The organism is Candidatus Zixiibacteriota bacterium, assembly GCA_022865345.1.
Taxonomy (GTDB): domain Bacteria; phylum Zixibacteria; class MSB-5A5; order MSB-5A5; family RBG-16-43-9; genus RBG-16-43-9.
On the sequence record JALHSU010000244.1, the window covers coordinates 21940 to 40691 of the forward strand.

Consider the following 18752-nt stretch of genomic DNA (forward strand, 5'->3'; position numbering starts at 1 on the left):
GAACTTTTTTAGTTCAAAATCCCCAGTTCGTTGCCGCTAATATAGCAACTATTTGAGATTAGGTCAGAAAAAAATCGGGTCTTCAAATGCGTCCCCTGAAGGACGAGATTCGAACTTTTGTGTTATCACAAAAGGAAGGTTTTCGGGGTTCTTTACTTGATTTTTAGCACTGTTAGCAAACTTGCGTTGGACAATCTTTAAAAAGAGACGCAACCAAATAAACCAGATCAGAAAGGGTTACCTATCCATCACAATAGATATCTCTATCGATAGAATAACGATATTAGCAAAAAGACGACCTCCCCATCAAACTCAATTGGGATATAAAGAGAAAACCTTTGAGTATTCTGCGGTTCTTTCTCAACGTCGAGAAGAAGGCCTCTATCTATTCTAAACTCTACAATGTGAAACACCAATGACCTTACTCAGAATTTGGGAAATCAGTAAGAGAGGTTCTTCTGGACTAAAGTTTGATCAGGCTTAAAGAGAAAGGGACATTAGGTGGTACAGGGAAAAACATCTGGCTTTGGATGACACGACGACTTGAGTGATTGTGGCGGCAGAGAATCGAAACGGTTTAAAACTTTTAGAGTTATAGGACTATCCATACCTGAGCCTGGCTCAGGGGCTAACGCATAGTACTATAACAATTGGTCACACTGCAAAGAGTACCACTAAATTTCTATTTATTTTGTAGACTAATCTCTCCTTCGTCAATAATCTTAACAGGTCGGAGGCTAGGCAAAACCTTTATTCCAACTTTTTTCGCTTCCCCTGGTCCTATTTCGATTTGGAACTCCTCCTGCTCCAGATAATGGTGGGCCGGCAGGTTCTGATTGTAGACTTTCAGAGTCCATTTGCCTGATCTCATATTGTCAAAGGAAAACCCACCTTCTTCATCCGTAACCTGCTGTAAAATTTCTTGTCCTTTAGTAATTTGTACTATAATGCCCTTTAACCCCAGTTCCTTCTCCTTCACCTCGCCGGAGCCTTCCAAAAACAGACTGTTGTTAGGTATACCATCCTCGTGATTCAGCTTTTTATTGGAGTCGCTTGCAAAAACTGCCACCGTGCCTGAGATTGTACAATAGCTCACCACACCAATCTCGATCTCAGTGGTTTTCCCACCTTCTACTTCTACTAGGATGGGGAGCCTTTCGCTGGTGACTCGATTGAGTCCGATTGAGCTCATCTCTACCTGGAGGCGGTGGGCTCCCGGGACCAGTGAAGGAAATATGAACTCGCCGTTATTGTCTGTGATCGCGGTCGCTCCATTAACTGTTAGAAGGACTTTTGGAATGGGTGGTCTTCCTGGTTTTTCTTCATCATAAACCCTGCCCTTAAGAACTCCTGTGCTCTTCTTCTTGCTTACAGGTATTTTTCCATGAATGGTATACATCAAAAAAAACAAGAGCTCTTCCTTTCTGTTCTCTCCACTCTTAGACCATTGAGTTCTAAAAATTAGTGCATGGCGATTTTTAAAGGCATAGGTAAAAGTGGAAAAAATATCGTCTCTTTCCTCGCTTCTTTCAGAACCAGCCTTCTCCTTCCTATAGTCAAGGCTAAAAGAAATGATATCCCTAATATTCCAAGAACTCGAAATACCGAGGCTTTTCGTTCTTTTCGGGCTCCCGGCAAAGCTACCATGCCCAATTCTGGTGTAAAGGCTGTAGCTGTGAATGTAACTCGGACGAAAAGAGGCATAAAGGCCATACCTTTCTAAATTATCACTCCCTTTAGCTAAGAGCTTGTCTTCAAATTTCCCTCTTTCGATCTGCGTACTTAGGCTTAATTTGCCAAACGTCTGGTCTAGCTCCAATCTCCATTTTTCTTCCTCATAATTGTAATTTGCCGGAAAGAGATAATCTTTCCTGATCAAATGTTCGTGGTCCAAAGAAATGTGAGTCCCGAATGGAAGAGAATATCTCATGCCTGCCCAGTAGGCTTTTTCTCGGTTAGCTATCCCTCTGGTGGAGTCAATCTCGAGATTATTCTTATAGCTACGAAAACCGAGGTTTCCCAGCAGTTTACGGTAGATTGGAAAGGTTAGTGTTCCGTTACCATAATCAGTATCATTGTAGTAACCAAAATACTTTGATCCCGCATAAATGTTTTCAAAAGAGTATGTGACCCGGCTACGTAGCTGGCCCTGAAGAGCCATTCTAAAGGCTAACCCATTAGATTTGTCTTCCCTATCACTTTGGCAGAAACCAAACTCCAGGTCAAGGTCGAAGGCCTGATTTGGCTTCATTTCTGCCTGAATACTGTATATTCTCGAGTCATAGTCTTTAGAAGTAAAGGCTGATCCTGTGGTTTTGCTCAAGAAGGTACTCTTTATCTGAAGCTTGTTATTGAATTGATATGTAAGATAGGCTCCCACTTGCTTTTTCTTTGGTTCTCCCCATCTAGTCTCCAAATAGAAAGCTCCGCTTCCAAACTTCCCGTGATAAATATTCGCCTCCACCCCCCTCCCATAGCTTAGTCTTTCAGTTAAGGGGGAAAGAGAATAACTCCTGTCGCCAAAATGCAGGTCTAAATGTTTTTGATGGTAACTTAGCCGATACTCATCTCTGTACCCGTATCTGCTGACCTCTTGGATATCAGGAAAACGAAAGAGAAAATCAACCCCTCTTTTACCCTCTTCATCCAGGCTGCCGCGACCGGAAAGCTCTGCTTGAAAGTCACCTTTTCCTGCTTGGCCTGCACCAATTAATGCTACTTTGATGGGTAATTTATGGTAAGGGTCAAATTCGCCGGTTACCCGAGGAATAACGTCTACAGATACCGTTTGACAGGCAGAAGTGGCACCCCTTTTCAATTCTTCGGTCTCAACCTTTATTTCAACAATATTTTTGATTCTCTGTTTTAATTTCTCATCTGTCTTTATCTCAAGCTTTATAGATTGGGACTTTCCAGCTTCCAAAGTTAACTCAGATGGTTCCATCTTAAGGGGAAAGGCTGGATTTGATTTTGCAGCGAGTTTCATGCTGCTACTTCCATTGCCTTTGTTAACCAGGCTAAAACTTACCTCATAAACCTCTCCGGCGATCACGACTTCGGGTCTTGATTCTACTATGATTTCTAGATTTACTACCGGCAAAACCATAACCGATATACTATCGCTGTCTGCGATATTATAATCCCTCTGACTTCTGATCGAATAGCCAATCTGGTAGCGTCCTGCAGGAGAGGATAGAGGAACGAAGAACGCGACTACTCGAACTTGTTGTTGCTCTGGTTTTAGCTTTAAAGAAAATTCGTTCGCGGCAACCTTCTGCCAACCATCTGGCAGCTTGAGTTCTTCGGCGAAGTCTTCCTCCTCACCGGTATAGTTGGAGATTAGGAAGCTTCCGGTAATGATTCTACCTGGTTCCACCTCCACGATTTCAGGAGAGCTCGATCTCACTCTAACCCCACGGCTCTTATCTTCAGCCAGGGTTAAAGAAAATAAAAGAGTAAGAAAACAAAGAGATAAAAATGAAATCTTTTTCATTGCTCAATTTCTAAATCATATTGGGCACCGAAGACATATTCGTCTCCGTTGTCGACCATCACCAAGGCTTTATACTTCCCTATTGGAACATCGCCTAAATCAATCTTATGTCTTATAGAACAACCCGGATAGATGCGCAGCTGACGATTTCCAAAGCGCCCCATATTTTTACCGCCCTTATCATAAAGCTCTACCCAGAGAGTCGGACGAAGCCACCTTTCCCCGATATTCTCAATATCCATTTGAAGAGTTCTCCTCCCATCCTGGCTGATTAGCTTCTTATCCAAAAACTTTATCTTACGGTCTCCGGTATCACCGATATTGGTAACGATCTGAATACCGTAACGCAATACAGTCTTAATACCCAACTTTACCTTTCCCGTTTCATCTTCAATATCTTTTGAACCTGTCTCGGAGGTAGGTTCTACCATTAACATACTCCAGTATGTGCCAATCAAGTCCGGTTGCTGGGGAACTTCGATGATATAATAGACCGATGCCATTTCTTTTGGTGGGATAGTTAGACGAGTTGGGCTTATCGAAAGCCAGCCTGCATTAGAACGAGGGATTCTTCCCGATTCACCGTAGATGTTGCTCCCATCTGCATAGAACAGATAATCAGTCTTATAGATGGTCACCTCCCAGGAAGTTTCTCCTGTATTCTTTAAAGTAACCTTTCCTTCAAATTTCTCTCCAGGTTGCATGGTCTTTTCACGTGTGAGTTCTCCAATCAGCGAAACACCTGCAAAAGAAGACTCGCCTAAAACAAAGAGAATCAAAAACAGACAAGAAATCCTCTTCATTATTCCTCCTTATTGAATATCAACTACAGTGAAGGTAATAGTTGTGCTACGGTTACCTGGTGTAATACCTACCGACATTCCGGTTAATTTATATTGAACAGTTATATTGTTTCTGTCCCCGCGGCCTTCGAAGAATTGTGAATCAATTGTTGGATTGATTTCAGTATAAGAGAGCCCCCCAGATATACTACCTCCGCCCGTTCCATCTGAGGTTCTCCTTACATAAAGTATAAGACTGATAGGCCAGCTACCAGTATCATCCCTCTTCACGTCTACTTTCCATTCGTCTTGATCGTCTATGCAATTAGAGATATTTATGGTGCTAGCATTTGTGCTGCTTTCATATGTGTCAACTAGGTTACTACCCGCTCCGGAGATCAAATCCGCCTCATTGACTGTTTTACTCCATCCACCGGTCGCAGATATATCTATCCCTTCAGCCTCAGTCAAAAACAACAAAAACAGACCTACGAGAAAAAATAATCTCACTAAAAGAATGATGAGTGGGGTGGCTTGGCTTCCCAGCCACCCCAGGTTTGTCCTTGACTTACTAACCATCTGTCAGAGTAAGTGTTACTGTTCTTTGTGCCTGGCTTACCACGCCAGCAGCGACTGTAGCAGACAATGTATAAGTTATTGACAGGCCACTCTGTACTACCGTACTAATCCCCGTGACCAGATCTGCAGCAGTAGCCAACAAAGTCACATAGCCGCTGCTGGAACCCCCTGTTGGAGCTCCCAGGTTTACCTGCAGAGTAATATTGGCCGGCATATTGGTATTAATTGCCCCGGTCATCTTTTTGTTGCTTCCATTAGTGGTCACAGCCCAGGTTGTGGTATTATCCGCATCAGCAACCGGCTGGGAACCTGCGGTTGCAGTGTTAACGTCCAGGTTGCCAGGATTTCCGCTGGTGGAAATCTCATTAATGGCACTGACCTCAAATGTAACCGTTTGCTGAGCGGTGTTTGCGGCTATCGCCAGATTACATATGACAAGCACAAGCCCCAACACAACCATACTAACCATTAACTTCCTCATCTTTCTCACCTCCTGCCGCCCCCCTATGGTTTTACTTTTACTTTACAAACTAATGACAAAACATCATTTTGTAGTGTCGGAAGCCTGCAGAAAATCTAGTTGGATTATTGAAGGTAAGTCCACCCATCTTGTTGAGCAAATATCTCACTTGCTTCTAATCCATAATAGATAATCTTTCTAAGGCAGACTCGATGAAATCAGATCCTCCTTTCCTCTTAAAGATTAAGCAGATACTATACTTACATTCCTAGCAACTTTCCTTTGCTCTTATTATCGGTTTTGTTTTCGAGACCTTTAAGGCATAAGGAAGGGATTATATAGGTTAATTTTTTAGTCAAGATACTATATAAACCCGGCAAGATGCCGAATAGATTAACAACGTCGTGAGATTTTAGAGATCTATTCAAGATCAAAAAGTTTGTGTCTTCTGAAATGCGAAATTAAAATCCAGGTTACTGGAATTTTTCTGTCACCGTTTGGCGATAATGAGAAGCTGAAATCAATGGAGAAAAAAATAGCTACTGAGGTTATCCAGAACATCATCCTGACTTAGGTACCAGTATGCTTGAATTCATGAGGTGATAGAAAAAAGTAACCTATCAGAAAGGAGGTTGTAGATGCCAGAGTTAAGAAAAGATATAGTGACCAGAGAGTGGGTTGTTTTGGCTAAAGAAAGAGCAAAACGGCCTTCAGATTTTGCGCAAGAAAGGAAAATGCGAGTGATTCAAAAATATGATGCCAAATGTCCTTTCTGTTATGGAAATGAAGCGCTCACCCCTCAGGAGCTTCTTGCCTATCGTAAACCTGAGACGAAGCCAAACACCCCTGGTTGGAGAGTGAGAGTTATCCCTAATAAGTTCCCGGCTTTGGATATGGAAGGTGAGCTTAATCGAAGAGACATTGAGATTTATGACACGATGGACGCTGTGGGTTCCCATGAAGTTGTTATTGAAACACCAGATCACGGAAAATTCATTTCCCATATGGAAGAGCAAGAGGTTGAGGATGTGATCATGGCTTATTGTAATCGTTATAAGGTTCTTAGAGAAGACCCGCGCTTGAAATATATCTTGGTCTTTAAAAACCACGGAGTGGAAGCGGGATGCTCTCTGGCTCACCCCCATTCTCAGATCGTTGCCACACCCATCATTCCGCAGAAGGTATGGGGAAAAATCAAAGGAGTGCAACAATATAAAGAATATAGAGACAGATGCGTCTACTGCCATATAATCGAACAAGAGATAAGAACTCGAGAACGCCTGATCACAGAAAACACAGGTTTCATTGCTTGTACTCCGTTTGCGTCTCGTTCACCATTTGAAACCTGGATTATCCCAAAGACTCATAGATCTTGTTTTGCCGACATGTTCAGACTTGAAGTGATGGAGTTTGCCCAAATTTTAAAGGAGACCATGTCGCGTCTTTATTATGGGCTTATTGATCCGCCTTATAATTACGCACTATTAACTGCCCCTTGTGATTCTGATATGCTCGAGGATTTTCATTGGCATTTAGAAATAGTTCCGCGACTAATCACACCAGCGGGATTTGAAATGGGGACAAGCATCTATATTAACGTTGCCCCTCCTGAGCATGCGGCAAAATATTTGAGAGGGGTTACAATTCCAAAGGAGCAGGCTGTTACATTCTAGGGCACCTTGTGCTTACAGGTCTTTATCATAACTATGGGGAAATCGAAAGAGATGCTGGCATTGCTTCTCCACTGTCACTTAATACACTCACACTTTTTCTCTTCTTTCATTGTGGGCAGCGTTAAAGGAAAAGAAAGATTTTGAAGTCAACGTAAAAAAGTCGATACTGGGGGACAGGGATTCGAACCCCGGTTTTGTGGTCCAGAGCCACACGTCCTGCCTCTGGACGATCCCCCAGTGAAAGAATTATCGGTATCTGCCGATACTATATACAGCCATAAAGAGCTTTTTTTAAAATAAAACTTCAAACTTTTTTGTCAAGCATAATCTTGGAGGTTTTGTGGAAGAGTTAAAAAATATCTTAGTCGTAGATAACCACCAGAATATCCTGGAACTCCTTAGTAATCTATTGCAGATGTACAAATATCAAACCTTCTGTGCCCTGGATACTCAGTCCGCGCTAAAACTGCTGGATGAGGAAAAGGTCGACTGCGTAGTCACGGATGTGGAAATGCCCAAGCCTAATGGTTTCGACCTGCTGGATGAGATCAAGAATAGATACCCTCAGGTGCCGGTCATAATGATCTCCTCTTATGCCAATCCCAAAATGGAAAAACAGGCACATGAAAACGGGGCATCCGGTTTTACTGCCAAGCCTTTCAGCATCGAGACGTTGCAAAAGATGATCGAGAATGCTCTGGATAAAACCGTAAAGACCGAGAAAGTCCAGACTTGTTAGGAATTTCATCCAACCGGGACAAGTTGTGTTAAGTCCCTGATGATTACTGGAAAAGGTTTCAGCCATGCATTTTTAATGCTTAAGAACAGGATAAAATCTCTCATCGGTTTTATTATTTAACCCACCAAATTTTTCAGTGGCATTGATTCCAACAAATTTGTATATTCTGTAAAATTTAGATCTCATTGATTTTTATTGATAAGAGTAAGTTTTTTTTCTAAGACGATCTTTTTCAATTTAGGAAAACAAAAAATATGAACAAGCCTCCTTTAAGCCATCAAAAAGATTTCATCCGGGAGATCATCGACCAGGACCTGAAGACCAATAAATACGGCGGCAGGGTGCATACCCGATTCCCGCCGGAGCCGAACGGTTATTTGCACATCGGACATGCCAAATCGATCTGCTTAAATTTCGGCATTGCCAGAGATTATAATGGTCTGTGCAATTTAAGGTTTGATGACACCAATCCCACTAAAGAGGAAGTTGAATATGTGGAATCGATCAAAGAAGACGTGCGCTGGCTTGGATTCGACTGGGATGATCGGGAATATTATGCTTCTGACTATTTCGGTAAGTTGTATGAGTTCGCCCTGAAGTTAATCAAGAACGGAAAAGCATACGTTGATGACCAGAGTGCAGACCAAATCCGGGAGACCAGGGGCACTTTAACTGAGCCGGGAAAGGAAAGCCCTTATCGTAACCGTTCAATTGAGGAGAATCTGGACCTTTTCCAAAGGATGCAGAAGGGTGAATTCCCCGATGGCTCCAGAGTCCTTCGAGCCAAAATCGATATGTCTTCTGGAAATCTGAATATGCGGGATCCGGTTATGTACCGCATTTTACATGCCTCGCATCACCGAACAGGAGATAAGTGGTGCATCTATCCGATGTACGATTGGGCACATGGGCAGTCGGATTCTATCGAAGGGATCACCCATTCTATTTGCACACTTGAATTTGAGGATCATCGCCCCCTTTATGACTGGTTTGTTGAGCAATTGGGAATCCATCATCCACAACAGATCGAGTTCGCTCGATTGAACTTGAGTCATACAGTCCTGAGTAAGAGAAAGCTTCTGCAACTGGTAAATGAAAGTTATGTCAAAGGCTGGAATGACCCGCGAATGCCCACCATCTCTGGTTTTCGCAGGAGGGGTTATACGCCTGAGTCGATTCGCGATTTCTGCGACCGGATCGGAGTAGCAAAGAGAGACAGCGTGGTCGATATCGCCCTGCTGGAGCATTGCTTGCGTGAGGATTTGAATAAAAGAGCGCCACGGGTAATGGCTGTGCTCAGACCTCTTAAGGTAATTATCGACAATTATCCTGAAGATAAGGTTGAGGAGTTAGAGGCAGTCAACAACCCTGAAGATGAAAGTATGGGAACTCGCAAACTTCCTTTCTCACGAGTGCTGTATATCGAGCAGGATGATTTTAGAGAAGTTCCGCCAAAAGGATTTTTCCGACTTTCACCTGGGAACGAGGTCCGCCTGAAGCATGCTTACATTATTAAATGTGAACGTGTAGTCAAGGATGAGAAAAACGGAGAAGTAGTTGAATTGCACTGTACTTATGATCCGGAGACCAAAAGTGGGGGACCAAAATCCGATCGAAAAGTAAAATCCACACTCCACTGGGTATCCGCTCCGCACGCTCTTGAAGCTGAAGCACGTTTGTTTGACCATCTTTTCCTGATTTCCGATCCGGATGATGTCCCTGATGGACAGGATTTCAAAACCAACCTCAACCCGAAATCCCTTGAGGTCTTGACCACCTGCAAACTTGAACCCAGCCTGAAAAATGCAAAGCCAGGAGATAAATTCCAGTTCTTGCGCTTAGGCTATTTCTGTGTTGACCCGGATTCGACCAGAGAAAAACTAGTATTCAATCGAACAGTCCAATTGCAGGATACCTGGGCAAAAATGCAAAAAGCAGCAGGGAGCAGGTAGCAAGGAGCGTTTTGAGTTTGGGAATTCCGATTCCCAATACAGCAAAAAACATATTGACAATAATCGATAGTTGATTTATTCTAATAACGCCAACAGTAAAAAAGATAAATGCATGATTCTGTTGGATCTATTTCTAGACAGTTTGCGTGAAGATCGCGTAGTAGAGTCAGATTACCTACTCGAAATATAGGTTGAAAATGCCAGAGGCTGATCAATTATTCACGATAAGGGAAGCTAGTCAATGGGCAACAGGGCATTTGGGGAAGACTGTAACACCTGCAAACATTTCCTATCTCATCCAATACGGACGAATAAAGAAAATCGGATTTAATGGAACGACCCAGGTTTCCAAACAAGAATTAATCAGCTACTACAAATCTTACAACGGGTATAGAGAACTTTCATGGAAAGACCAACTCGGAAGGGACTTAAACTGGGCTTTATCTTTTGACCAATACAAAGAAGCTGAAACAACAAAGCATGTTCACCGACTTCATCCTTACAAGGGCAAATTTATTCCGCAACTTGTAGAGTATTTCCTCGACAGCCATACTGACAATTTTAAAAATCAAGCCTACTTCAAAAAAGGCGATATCGTTCTTGACCCTTTTTCCGGTAGTGGAACAACAATGGTGCAATCTTGCGAACTTGGAATGCACGCTATTGGAATTGACGTTTCTGCTTTCAATGCACTAATCGGAAACTGCAAAGTAACCAAATACAATCTGGCGGATGTTCAAACCGAAATCGACAGAATAACTAAAGCACTCAAAATATTCCTTTCCAGTTCGCACACACTTCAGTTTGAGGAAAAACTCTTGCAAGCACTCTACGAGTTTAACAACAAGCATTTTCCTGTCCCTGATTACAAATACCGATTGAAGCGTGGAGAAATCAACGAGGATAAATATGGCGCAGAAAAGGAAAAAGAGTTTTTACCAACATTCAACAAACTTGTAAAAGATTACAAAATCAAATTAAGACAAGATAAGACAGACACATTCCTTGACAAGTGGTACTCACAGCATATCAGAGGCGAAATTCATTTTATATTTGAAGAAATCAAAAAAATTAAAAATGCTAACACAAAAAAAATCATCAGCATCATCCTGAGCAGAACTATTCGCTCTTGTAGAGCAACCACTCATGCGGACCTTGCTACTTTAATAGAACCGATAACAGCAACATATTACTGTTCTAAACACGGTAAAATGTGCAAACCTCTTTTCTCAATTCTAAAATGGTGGGAAACATACACGAAAGACACTGTTAAACGCCTCTTTCAGTTCGATAGATTGAGGACACAAACTTTTCAGGTTTGTTTAACAGGAGACAGCCGGTCAATTGACATTTTCAAGGAACTTGGAAAGAAGAATCTAACCTTCGCTGAATTAGCGAGAAAGCAAAAAATCAAAGGAATATTTTCAAGTCCACCATACGTAGGTTTGATTGACTATCACGAACAACATGCTTATGCTTATGACCTATTTGGCTTTAAACGCAAGGATGAACTTGAGATTGGTCCTCTTTGTAAAGGACAAAGTAGAGAATCAAAGCAAAGCTACATTGAAGGAATAACAGAAGTCCTAAACAACTGCAAAAAGTTTTTAGTAGAAGATTACGACATTTTCCTCGTGGCAAATGATAAATACAATATGTACCCAAAGATTGCCGAAAATGCGGGAATGCAAATCGTTAATCAATACAAGCGACCAGTATTAAACCGCACCGAAAAAGATAAAGGTGCATATTCAGAAACCATTTTTCATATAAAGAAGAAATAATGAAATTATTACTTGAGAAACTTGGTGTTTCTATTCACCATTTGATATGTCTTGACAGAGTGTTCTCTGAAAATCACGATGAATATCAAAGGATAGAAACCATTCTAAATTCGGATGAATTTAGACCAGTTTACTCGGAGATATCAAGAGAGTTATATGCTGGAGGGAAACAACCCTCAGGTAATATTAAATTAGCTCGTCAAATGATATTAGGAGATGTGATTGAATATATCTTCACTGGTAGGGCATACTATTATGCAGCAAAATCTGATGAAAATTTTAAGAATTTTCTCAAACTTATTTTGTATTCTGTTAACCAGCTATTAATTTATGATTCAATAACAGTAGATAGCCATATTAGAAAACTATACATCGAAAAACTCGAAGAAGAAATTGACGGGAATTTACTTTATGAAAAACCAGGGGATGCTGTTATAGCTAACGATTTAAAAGAAAGCAAAACAGTGTTGAATGATGATAACTGGAAAAGGTTCGATTTTTTCATAGATTCAATTCTCCCTAAAACATTAGGATGCCCTAAAGAGCTAATAGTATTTGCAGAATTATTACGAACTAAGAAAGGAATAATAATACCTCTTTTACTAATTCAGCGCCTATTTGGAGATAAGAACCCAATTGCACCACCAGATTTTCTTTTAGCTAAGAGCAATAAAGAAATTTATGGTATTGAAGTGGGTTATGCTAAAGAGGGGCAAAGCAGAGAATTTTCAATCAGAACTTCGGTTCCAACATTTGCTGTTGACCTTGAAAATAACATGCACAATAGATGCCCTAAATGTGGTGAAATCATTCTCTATTGTGATTATGTAATTAATGCATACTCAAATGGAACTTTAAATGAGCAACTTGATGAAAATTCAGGGAGATATTTGTGCAACGGTTGTCCGAGTTTTGATAATGGTAATTGTAAATTCTCCAATTACTATGGTAGCTGGAAAGGAATAGAATTTAATGGAAAGGAAAGTGAGCAAAAATCACTTCATTACCATTCAAGATGCGTAAAAGACGGAACTTATGATTACAGAAGGAGTGAAACAAACATTAGTGATCATTCTAATGAATTTTTCGCTCAATTACCTCTAATTCAAGGATTAGAAAATTTATAGTTATGGCTCTATCTCCACAACAGATTGCAAATCTTGAGAATGTCTTACGCGACAGCCTGAGACATAAGTTCCAAAACTACAACCCAGAGCCAGCGTCAATGCCTTTTCACACGCGGCTACTTGGCCGTGACCGAATGGCTTTATTCTCCTTCATCCATTCACTGAACACAAATTTCGGAACAAGTATTTTTGAACCTGTCGCGTTAGTATTAGCATCATCACGTTTTGCCACAGCTGCATCACACCAGACAGCAGGAACACAAATTTCATCAGAGGCACATAGAGTAATTCAAAACATCATGGATGGATTAGCAACGGCTAATTCATCTCCAAACAAACCAACGGAAATCAATGCTATCAGGGCAGTTTGCAGACAAGGAGAAATGAAAACCGTAAAGCTGACTAAAGTCGATCTTAAACTTGTTGCTCACGAGGGGACGATCTATCTCTTTGACCTCAAGACAGCAAAACCAAACGTCGGTGGTTTCAAAGAATACAAAAGGACTCTTCTAGAATGGATTGCTGCACTCCTTGCAACTGACCCAACAGCAACAGCACAATCGCTCATCGCTATTCCCTACAACCCTTACGAGCCACAGCCTTATAACCGCTGGACAATGCGAGGAATGTTAGACCTTGATAACGAGTTGAAAGTTGCAGAGGAGTTTTGGGATTTTCTTGGAGGTGCGGGTGCATATCAGGACTTACTTGATGTCTTTGAAAGAATTGGAATTGAATTACGACCAGAAATTGACGGCTTTTTTGAAAGACACGAGCAGCAGTAAAATCCCGGAACACAGAAGTATACATATTACCACTGACCTCCTGAATATCCTAACCCAACTGGTGACAATCAATGTTTGAACACCGTTCTCAACCATTACTTCCCAAACATCTTTTTATCCGACGTCTTTTGCGGCATGGGCTTCTGGCAGTATTGGTGATATTCATTTCGTTATTCATTGGCGTTGCCGGTTACCATTTTACCGAAGGTCTCCCCTGGCTGGATTCCCTCTTGAACGCTTCGATGATTCTGGGCGGAATGGGTCCGGTAAATGAGCTTCATACCAGTGGAGGCAAATTGTTTGCCTCTTTCTACGCGCTTTTTGCCGGAATCGTTTTCTTAGCAACCGCCGCCATACTCATAGCACCAGTCGCCCATCGATTTCTACATCGCCTGCACCTGGAGGGAAAAGAGAGTTGAGGCTAAGATGGTAGTGCCTAATGTTCCACTCAAGCTGGATGTCCATTTGGATCCATTGGGTTATCATCCAGCTTAGCAATTGGCGATGACAACATCCGCCGAGAGCAGGAACCCGACGACCACAAAAACCAATGCATAGTTAATATGAGGACAACTCGACCAAGAACATCTGAAGCATTGTCTTTCACCCGGAAAGTAAAAGAAATCATCAAGAAGATATCTCGTGGCAAAGTCGCTACCTATGGTCAAATAGCTGCCTATGCTGGTAATCCCCGTGCTGCCCGTCAGGTTACATGGATTCTGCATTCATCTACTTCAAGAGATAAATTGCCCTGGCACAGGGTCATAAACCGTCAGGGGAGGATCTCGCTCAAACCGAACTATGGTTATGAAATTCAAAAAGCCTTATTGCATAAGGAAGGTATAAAATTCAACAAAAACGATAGAATTGATTTTGAGCGTTATCTCTGGACTCCCCATTTTCAAGGTAGCCGCAGGCTTTAGCCTGCGTTAGCATAGCCTGAATATAATGGCTATCTTAAATATGGTGGAACAGGCATCTTGCCTGTTCTAATGTGTCTCAGGAGTCTCGCGCTCCTGACTTAAATATTATTCTGCTAAAACTCACCCCCCTTAATCCCCCTCTCTTACTAATACTAAGAGAGGGGGAACCTAGGGTGAGTTCAAAAAAATCTTTTGCATTAGAATAGTGTCAAAAGCATAGAGCTCCTAACCTACATTACTCAGTTAGGGCAATGGGTGATAAGCCGCATAGCCTTCCGGCGGAGCCTGAGCTTTGTTCATGCGAATGATGGAATACCCAAGTGTGGAATTTATTACGGCATCTCTCAGCTTCCACAAGAACGGCATAATTCGCAGCTCAACATCATGTTCCAATAATGCAGCAAGAATATTATCCATTTTAGCCTCAGCAATGGGGATGGCCGGTTTGCGTGAAATCCAGTAGCCAGCAACTTCGTCAACCAAGGTGAAGTCCTTGGGATCGAACTCATATTGATATAGACATTGCTTTTGAATCTCAGTCAACCAACCGGATTCTATGGCTACAACATGCTTCGCTGAAGTTCCGCCCATTAACCTCTTTACATCTTCAGGAGCACTGTTTGGTGCGGCAAAAAAGGCCACTCTGGGGCAATCTCGTGGGAGCAGATAATTGTGCAGATGCTCAAAATCAATAGCCCAGACCATCAAGCCTTTTTGCTTGGCACTCGGGTGCGGTGCGGGTCGAGGATCAAACAGTTTAATCCCTGGCTTATCGCTGATATGATACAGTCTGATATTCATCTGTTGTCAAATTGGATTTACAGGTCAAACGTTTCTTGGTCTATTAAAACTCACCCCCTTCAATCCCCCTCTCTTACTAAGAGAGGGGGAACGGGGTGAGTTCAAAAACTTTTTTACACCAGTATAGTGTCAGGAGCACAAAGCTCCTGACCTACATCTACTGTTAAGGAGAGAAGGTATAAAATTCGACAAAAGCGACACTATAGATTTCGACTGTTTTCTCTGGCCTCTATCATAGATATTTCCGCTCCCGCTGGATGTTATCATCCAGCAGATTAAATGATAACATCTGCCAGAGAGCAAGAACAATTTAAATGAAACCTTCCTTTATATTTTTCGTAACTAATTTCAAGGAAGGTCAAGAATGGAGAATCAGACCCCTCAGAAAATCAAATTAAGTTTGAAGGAGATCTGTTTAGCCTGGTTTGGGCTAATTTTCAGCTCGCTTGTTATAGGAATCATCGCTGCTTCCGCCCTGGGACCCCCTGAACCAGTGGTCTTGAAATGGGGTATTGGTGATTTCTCCATTTTTGCAATCAGTCTTTATTGCATAGGCTCACTCATCGCTGTTGGAGTTCTTTATTTACTCCTGAAGGAGCGTGGACTTAATTTAAAAGACATTGGTTTAAAGGGTAAGTTGTCTCTCCCCTCTTTGGGTTACGCCTTAATTGCTGTGATTGTCGCATTCATTCTATATCCCTCAATTGAAGCTCTTTTGAAAACTATGAGTGTAAGTATGTTCTGGAGACCTGAAAAAGTCACACCACTTAAATTGATTTCTGTATTCGATTTCCTTTTGGTACTTCTCTTCGCAGTTATCCTCGGCCCTATAGTTGAAGAGATTATTTTTAGAGGTTATATATTTACAGCATTCCTGCAAAGAATGAAAAAGCCAATATTTGCTTTTTTTCTTTCAGCTCTGATCTTTACCAGTGTTCATATCTTCTTAGGACCTGGAGTGATGGTTTTTATCTTCTTCTGGTCATTTATTCCTGCCTATCTCTACTTAAAGTTCAATAGCTTGTATCCAGCAATTCTATTCCATATGGTGAACAATTTCATAGCCTATATAGTTTTTCCGCTATTCTTCTATAGATAGAAAAAATTAAGCTTAGGAAATGCCGAAGCAAACCTTTGAGCATCGGGAATTCTTATTCCCGATGCATCAGAAAAGAGTTTTAACTAAACTTTGCCCGAATAAATTCTATTGCCCTTTCAATCCTTCTTATCACTTCCTCTTTCCCCAAAAGCTCTAAGATATCGAAAAGCGGCGGTCCACCTGAGACTCCGGTGGTTGCTAAACGAATAGCATGAATCAATTGGGCTGGCTCAATTTTCAACTCCTCTGCTAATTTACGAAGGGCATCTTCGATTTTTTCTTTTTTGAAATCATCCAAAGAAGATATCCTTTCGGCAAATTTATTCAGTCTATCAGCGACCTCAACTGAGTTGAAGGTCTTACTCACTGCTTTCGATTCATATTGATAGTCAAACGAAAAAAGGTATTTACCTCTCTCAGCAAATTCCTTCAAAGTCTTTGCTCTTTCCTTAAACAGCGGGATATATTTCAAAAGCCACTCTCTTTTCTCTTTCCCAATCTCGGAGGTTATCAAATTCTCCTGAACAAGAAAAGGAATTACCTGGTCGAGTAGCTTTTCGTTATCATAAGCCCGGATATATTCACCGTTCATCCATTCTAATTTCTGCATGTCAAAAATCGGGTTGGCCTGGCTGACACCTTCTAAAGAGAAAGACTGAACCAGCTCTTCTCTGAACATTATCTCCCTTTCATCCTTTGGAGACCAGCCTGAGATTGCCAGGAAATTGACCATAACCTCAGGCAGAAAACCTGCATCTCTGTAGTCGGTTATCGCCACTGCTCCCTTTCGCTTGGAGATTTTCTGCCGGTCCATTGCCAGGTTCAATGGCAGGTGAGCAAATGCAGGCATCTCCGCATCCAAAGCTCGATAGAGCAAAACCTGCTTGAAGGTATTGGCGATATGGTCATTTCCACGGATCACGTGAGAAATCTTCATATCCAGATCATCCACCATGCAGGCAAAATTGTAAGTGGGTCTGAAATCCGAACGCAAAATTACGAAATCGTCCAGTTCTTTGTTCTCTTTTTTCAGGTCTTTGTAGACTATATCATAAAAGGTGGTATCCCCTTCCGGAATAAAAATTCGCACAGCTTTCGGTGTGTTTTTTCTTTCTAATTCAGTTTTTTCCTGTTCGGATAATTTCAAGCAGGTGCGATCATATACCCAGTTTATTTTTTTTTGAGCAGCCTCTTCCCTTTTTCTCTTTAAAGTTTCTGGAGTGCAGTAACAGAAGTAGACTTTATTTCTTTCGAGAAGAATCTGAGCATATTTCTTATAAAGCTCCATCCTCTGGGATTGATAATAAGGACCCTCATCCCAGTCCAGGTCCAGCCATTTTAAGCTCTCAAGGATGACCTCTACCATTTGAGGATCAGAGCGGGCAATATCCGTATCCTCGATCCTCAGGATGAACTTCCCCTGGTTGTGCCTGGCGAAAAGCCAGTTACAAACCGCCATCCTTGCAGTGCCGACGTGCAGATAGCCAGAAGGGCTGGGTGCAATCCTTACTCTTACTTCGTTATTCATAATATAGATTTTAAGCTTTATCTATGGACTCAATCCTGGGGTTAACTTAAATCAAGCAGGTCAGGAGCCCTGGGCTCCTGACCTACACTTCATTTATCGACTTTATTCATACTTAAAACTTGCCTGGGATTCTTCACTTTTCAGCACGGTCTTCTCACCTTCAAACTCGAACTTGACACCTCCTGCTATTTTCGCAAAAACGTTATAGAGCCAAGCGAATATCGCAGTGAAAATGGAACCTATCACCGCGTAAAAAATAGCCAGGAAAAAAGCCATGAACACACCCAGAAAACCAGTGAAAAGCCCGCTGAAAGAGCCAAACTCTTTTCCTCCAAAACTGCTCAGTATCCCTCCTAAAAAGGTCAAAAGAATAGCATAAAATATCCCGATGGCTAACCCGAAAATCCCGTACAGGATGAAAGATATTTTTATGCAGGACCAGATGTCGATTTTCCTAAGCTCTAAGTTCATACCTCCCTCGATTTTTAAAGGTTAAGTTGGAAATTTCGTTTCATCACAACTCTGAATCTATGTTCAGCCAATTCAGTTGTCAAGAAAATCCTTAGCATTTTGTGGCCATTGCGAACTTGTGGATAAAGCAATCTGTCCACTATTAAGGTAAAGCTGAAGCTTTACACTCCAAGAACAAATTGTGGAGTATAAACCTTTAGGTTTATTAAGTGGAGGCGGGGTAACCCCGCCTCCACAATTACTCAAATTCACCTCTTAAAAGATTTTCTGCCAAATCCCCATTGGTTAAATTAAAATCTTATTGTAGTGTCGGAAGTTAAATCTTAATACCCCTTTCTCCCGACAGCACCCAAAATTCTATCTTTAATCGTAAAATCCAATTGCTTAAAACTAAACTTTCGTATATAATATCAATCTTTGAACCTTTTTGAAAGGAGAGGATATGTCCATTTCCCGTAGATTTACCTGGTTGATACCTGTCATCTTTATATTCTTACTCCCCATCTCAGCCTTTGGAGTAAGCAAGGAAGCTCAAAAACATTTTGATGAAGCTATG

General features: G+C 41.5%; 16 protein-coding genes and 1 tRNA gene. 9 read left to right on the top strand and 8 right to left on the bottom strand.

Features of this window, described 5'->3' with window-relative positions:
* Window positions 1–682: 682 nt before the first annotated feature.
* From MUP17_11575 to MUP17_11590, 4 genes are all read right to left on the bottom strand, one after another.
* The gene (locus MUP17_11575) at window positions 683–3493 is read right to left on the bottom strand and encodes a carboxypeptidase-like regulatory domain-containing protein (GenBank protein ID MCJ7459616.1); all 2811 of its coding nucleotides are present in this window, start codon (window positions 3491–3493) and stop codon (window positions 683–685) included.
* The gene (locus MUP17_11580) at window positions 3490–4296 is read right to left on the bottom strand and encodes a hypothetical protein (GenBank protein ID MCJ7459617.1); all 807 of its coding nucleotides are present in this window, start codon (window positions 4294–4296) and stop codon (window positions 3490–3492) included. Before MUP17_11580 ends, MUP17_11575 begins: the two co-directional genes overlap by 4 nt.
* 9 nt (window positions 4297–4305) lie before the next feature.
* The gene (locus MUP17_11585; GenBank protein MCJ7459618.1) at window positions 4306–4746 is read right to left on the bottom strand and encodes a hypothetical protein; all 441 of its coding nucleotides are present in this window, start codon (window positions 4744–4746) and stop codon (window positions 4306–4308) included.
* 100 nt (window positions 4747–4846) lie between these two features.
* Window positions 4847–5335 carry a hypothetical protein gene (locus tag MUP17_11590; GenBank protein MCJ7459619.1) on the bottom strand — a complete coding sequence of 163 codons (489 nt, stop codon included), beginning with the start codon at window positions 5333–5335 and terminating at the stop codon, window positions 4847–4849.
* Between the two features lie 617 nt (window positions 5336–5952).
* Between MUP17_11590 and galT the strand changes: the two genes are divergently transcribed.
* A complete protein-coding gene (galT, locus tag MUP17_11595; GenBank protein ID MCJ7459620.1) occupies window positions 5953–6987 on the top strand; it encodes a galactose-1-phosphate uridylyltransferase in 1035 nt (344 codons plus the stop codon).
* A 166-nt stretch (window positions 6988–7153) separates the two neighbouring features.
* Here galT and MUP17_11600 read toward each other — a convergent pair.
* A tRNA-Gln gene (locus MUP17_11600) sits at window positions 7154–7224 on the bottom strand.
* 103 nt (window positions 7225–7327) lie between these two features.
* Here MUP17_11600 and MUP17_11605 point away from each other — a divergent pair.
* The 7 genes from MUP17_11605 to MUP17_11635 all read left to right on the top strand — a co-directional run bounded on the left by MUP17_11605 (window position 7328) and on the right by MUP17_11635 (window position 14297).
* Entirely contained in the window at window positions 7328–7726 is a 399-nt protein-coding gene (locus MUP17_11605) for a response regulator (GenBank protein MCJ7459621.1), read from the top strand.
* 254 nt (window positions 7727–7980) lie between these two features.
* Complete coding sequence (locus MUP17_11610) at window positions 7981–9678, top strand: glutamine--tRNA ligase/YqeY domain fusion protein (GenBank protein ID MCJ7459622.1); 1698 nt, start codon at window positions 7981–7983, stop codon at window positions 9676–9678.
* A 197-nt stretch (window positions 9679–9875) separates the two neighbouring features.
* Window positions 9876–11462 (top strand): site-specific DNA-methyltransferase, encoded by a 1587-nt coding sequence (locus MUP17_11615; protein ID MCJ7459623.1) that lies wholly within the window; start codon window positions 9876–9878, stop codon window positions 11460–11462.
* The gene (locus tag MUP17_11620) at window positions 11462–12589 is read left to right on the top strand and encodes a hypothetical protein (protein MCJ7459624.1); all 1128 of its coding nucleotides are present in this window, start codon (window positions 11462–11464) and stop codon (window positions 12587–12589) included. The genes MUP17_11615 and MUP17_11620 overlap by 1 nt, the downstream gene beginning before the upstream one ends.
* Before the next feature lie 2 nt (window positions 12590–12591).
* Window positions 12592–13374 carry a TdeIII family type II restriction endonuclease gene (locus MUP17_11625; GenBank protein ID MCJ7459625.1) on the top strand — a complete coding sequence of 261 codons (783 nt, stop codon included), beginning with the start codon at window positions 12592–12594 and terminating at the stop codon, window positions 13372–13374.
* 71 nt (window positions 13375–13445) lie between these two features.
* A complete protein-coding gene (locus MUP17_11630) occupies window positions 13446–13793 on the top strand; it encodes a hypothetical protein (protein MCJ7459626.1) in 348 nt (115 codons plus the stop codon).
* A gap of 144 nt (window positions 13794–13937) precedes the next feature.
* Entirely contained in the window at window positions 13938–14297 is a 360-nt protein-coding gene (locus MUP17_11635; GenBank protein MCJ7459627.1) for an MGMT family protein, read from the top strand.
* Between the two features lie 243 nt (window positions 14298–14540).
* Here the strand turns inward: MUP17_11635 and MUP17_11640 are convergent, their stop codons facing one another.
* The gene (locus tag MUP17_11640; protein ID MCJ7459628.1) at window positions 14541–15098 is read right to left on the bottom strand and encodes a hypothetical protein; all 558 of its coding nucleotides are present in this window, start codon (window positions 15096–15098) and stop codon (window positions 14541–14543) included.
* A 364-nt stretch (window positions 15099–15462) separates the two neighbouring features.
* Here MUP17_11640 and MUP17_11645 point away from each other — a divergent pair, with 364 nt between their 5' ends.
* Entirely contained in the window at window positions 15463–16197 is a 735-nt protein-coding gene (locus MUP17_11645) for a CPBP family intramembrane metalloprotease (GenBank protein MCJ7459629.1), read from the top strand.
* A gap of 79 nt (window positions 16198–16276) precedes the next feature.
* On the opposite strand, the gene gltX is transcribed toward MUP17_11645, so the two are convergent.
* Both gltX and MUP17_11655 read right to left on the bottom strand, forming a co-directional pair.
* Entirely contained in the window at window positions 16277–17725 is a 1449-nt protein-coding gene (gene gltX / locus MUP17_11650; protein ID MCJ7459630.1) for a glutamate--tRNA ligase, read from the bottom strand.
* A 102-nt stretch (window positions 17726–17827) separates the two neighbouring features.
* Entirely contained in the window at window positions 17828–18196 is a 369-nt protein-coding gene (locus MUP17_11655) for a DUF3566 domain-containing protein (GenBank protein MCJ7459631.1), read from the bottom strand.
* Window positions 18197–18752 lie beyond the last annotated feature (556 nt).

What these genes read in the sequence shown, in the direction of transcription:
- MUP17_11575 (MCJ7459616.1), bottom strand. Translation starts at nt 3,493, where the DNA reads ATGAAAAAGATTTCATTTTTATCTCTTTGTTTTCTTACTCTTTTATTT.
- MUP17_11580 (MCJ7459617.1), bottom strand. Translation starts at nt 4,296, where the DNA reads ATGAAGAGGATTTCTTGTCTGTTTTTGATTCTCTTTGTTTTAGGCGAG.
- MUP17_11590 (MCJ7459619.1), bottom strand. Translation starts at nt 5,335, where the DNA reads ATGAGGAAGTTAATGGTTAGTATGGTTGTGTTGGGGCTTGTGCTTGTC.
- galT (MCJ7459620.1), top strand. Translation starts at nt 5,953, where the DNA reads ATGCCAGAGTTAAGAAAAGATATAGTGACCAGAGAGTGGGTTGTTTTG.
- MUP17_11610 (MCJ7459622.1), top strand. Translation starts at nt 7,981, where the DNA reads ATGAACAAGCCTCCTTTAAGCCATCAAAAAGATTTCATCCGGGAGATC.
- MUP17_11615 (MCJ7459623.1), top strand. Translation starts at nt 9,876, where the DNA reads ATGCCAGAGGCTGATCAATTATTCACGATAAGGGAAGCTAGTCAATGG.
- MUP17_11620 (MCJ7459624.1), top strand. Translation starts at nt 11,462, where the DNA reads ATGAAATTATTACTTGAGAAACTTGGTGTTTCTATTCACCATTTGATA.
- MUP17_11625 (MCJ7459625.1), top strand. Translation starts at nt 12,592, where the DNA reads ATGGCTCTATCTCCACAACAGATTGCAAATCTTGAGAATGTCTTACGC.
- MUP17_11630 (MCJ7459626.1), top strand. Translation starts at nt 13,446, where the DNA reads ATGTTTGAACACCGTTCTCAACCATTACTTCCCAAACATCTTTTTATC.
- MUP17_11635 (MCJ7459627.1), top strand. Translation starts at nt 13,938, where the DNA reads ATGAGGACAACTCGACCAAGAACATCTGAAGCATTGTCTTTCACCCGG.
- MUP17_11640 (MCJ7459628.1), bottom strand. Translation starts at nt 15,098, where the DNA reads ATGAATATCAGACTGTATCATATCAGCGATAAGCCAGGGATTAAACTG.
- MUP17_11645 (MCJ7459629.1), top strand. Translation starts at nt 15,463, where the DNA reads ATGGAGAATCAGACCCCTCAGAAAATCAAATTAAGTTTGAAGGAGATC.
- gltX (MCJ7459630.1), bottom strand. Translation starts at nt 17,725, where the DNA reads ATGAATAACGAAGTAAGAGTAAGGATTGCACCCAGCCCTTCTGGCTAT.
- MUP17_11655 (MCJ7459631.1), bottom strand. Translation starts at nt 18,196, where the DNA reads ATGAACTTAGAGCTTAGGAAAATCGACATCTGGTCCTGCATAAAAATA.